Source organism: Moorena sp. SIO3B2, from assembly GCF_010692525.1.
In the GTDB taxonomy this organism is placed as follows: Bacteria; Cyanobacteriota; Cyanobacteriia; order Cyanobacteriales; family Coleofasciculaceae; genus Moorena; species Moorena producens.
This window is the reverse complement of the sequence record NZ_JAAHHE010000003.1, coordinates 41,171-43,029: the sequence shown is the minus strand read 5'-3', so window position 1 is coordinate 43,029 and position 1,859 is coordinate 41,171. Positions and strand designations below refer to the sequence as shown.

Sequence of the window (1,859 nt, the reverse complement as noted above, 5' to 3'; positions counted from 1 at the left end):
TTCTAACTTGGTGTTAATTGCATCTTCTCCAAGTCCAGGGTAAGCGCAAGAATCAATAAGCCGTGGCTTACCCTCGAAAAAAAACCGCGTCATTCTCAACAAATCAACTCTATTGCGAGTACAGTTCTACGAGATTATAGGGGTTTCGAGGGACGATCAACCGATATCCAGCCAATGCACATTATGAGCCATTTTTTCTTGCGCTTACCCTGTCTCCAAGTCTTTTTCATCAAAGCTTCATATAGTTACTGGTTTAGTTAATGTTTTCGTCAAGTTTTCTGGAATTGTGAAAATTTGGCTGAAGTTATATATATAATTGCTTTTAAAATAAAATTCAGCCATCCAATTCAACTAGTTCCTTGATCTCCTGAGTACTTACGTCCATGCTTACGACATTTGGCTTGGATGTGTCCCTTGATGGTACTCGCTGATTAAGATGCTCGCTTATTGTCTAACTAATTGGCTGAAGCAGCTTGTTTTTTAGAGCAATTCACTGGTTAATTAATGAATAAAAATTGAGATAATCTTAAGGACATAGTGTGAGGATAGAGTGTGAATATTTTCCTGATTGGTTATTACGGCTATGGTAATATTGGCGACGATTTGTTTGTTGAGCAGTTAACTAATTATTTCGCTAGTAAAAAAGATGTCAAAAAAATATTTATCTGTTGCCAAACTAACTATTACCAAGGTTTGAGTGACAAAGTTGTGTTCTTTAGGAATGCACAACTATCAAAACTAAAAAGAACTTTATTACTTTTGAAAAGTGACTGCATAGCCTGGGGTGGGGGAACCTTAAACCTGCAAGACAGGCCAAGGAATTTATCAAGGATGCAAGCCTTGTCAAAATTAATGGGTAAGCGTTTCTGCTTCCTCGGTGTTGGATTAGAAAGTGTTAAATCTGAGAGAAAAAACCAGATAGCTGATATCTTTGAAAAAGCCGATCTGCTATACCTTAGAGATAACCATTCCTATGAAATGGCATTGGAACAGCTTCAACTTGCTAAATCACCTGACTTAGGAGGTGATTTGGCTTTCTTAGATTTGACTATTTATGAAAAGTTTGTCAAACCAGCCAAGCAAACGAGTGATATTTCCAACATATCCTTCTCTGGAAAATTTTGGTGGGGTGAAGGCAGAGCTGAGTTTTATGCCAAACAGTTAATGCCACTCATTGAGAAGTATAATTGTATGATTCATTTGCTACCAGGACATTTAGGAAATGAAAGAAATGATAATCGGTTCCACGAACGACTGAAGAAATATTTACCTGCTTCTAATTGCCAAATCAACTCATGGAAAAATCCGGAAGAGTTTCTAGCAATCCTCAGGCACATGGATTTTCACATAGGTAATCGCCTCCACTCAATTATACTAGCCGATCTCCTTGGGATTGCCAATATTGGAATTGTTAATTCCGAATCAAAAATTAAGCATTACATTGATAAGTCAGAAATGCTACCGACAGCAAGAGTGGTAAATTTTATGGAACCCTTGTCTCTAGAGCGGATAGAAACAGTTTTAAAAAATTACAAACGACCAGAAGAGTTTATCTGCCAAGAATCGAAAACTGCGAAAGAATGTCTTGAGAAAGTTTTTGCCAATAGATAGTTTTCCCTTTATTCAACTACACTAATAAATCTTATGAAACTACTGCATGTTGAAAAAATCATTGCTAATGACACAGTGAGACTTGTTGGTCTCGTGCAGGTTGATAGCCTTGACCAAGAAATAGAGATTTATTTTGAGTATCCTCAACGATTCGCTGATTTTGTCAGTGAAAGCGCCGATGCTTTTGTTCCTGCCTTACTTTTACCGGCAATGGAGAAAGGTGAAAATCTGGAGATAAAACCGCTGAT

The 1,859-nt window shown here is 37.3% G+C and carries 2 protein-coding genes; both read left to right on the top strand.

Annotation, left to right across the window (positions count from 1 at the left end):
* The first annotated feature begins 552 nt into the window (after positions 1-552).
* Positions 553-1,611: a polysaccharide pyruvyl transferase family protein gene (locus tag F6K38_RS01415; protein ID WP_287355925.1), complete on the top strand. Its 1,059-nt coding sequence runs from the start codon at positions 553-555 to the stop codon at positions 1,609-1,611.
* 33 nt (positions 1,612-1,644) lie between these two features.
* Positions 1,645-1,859 (top strand): hypothetical protein (locus F6K38_RS01410; RefSeq protein ID WP_287355923.1); only part of this gene is annotated, 215 nt, incomplete at its 3' end.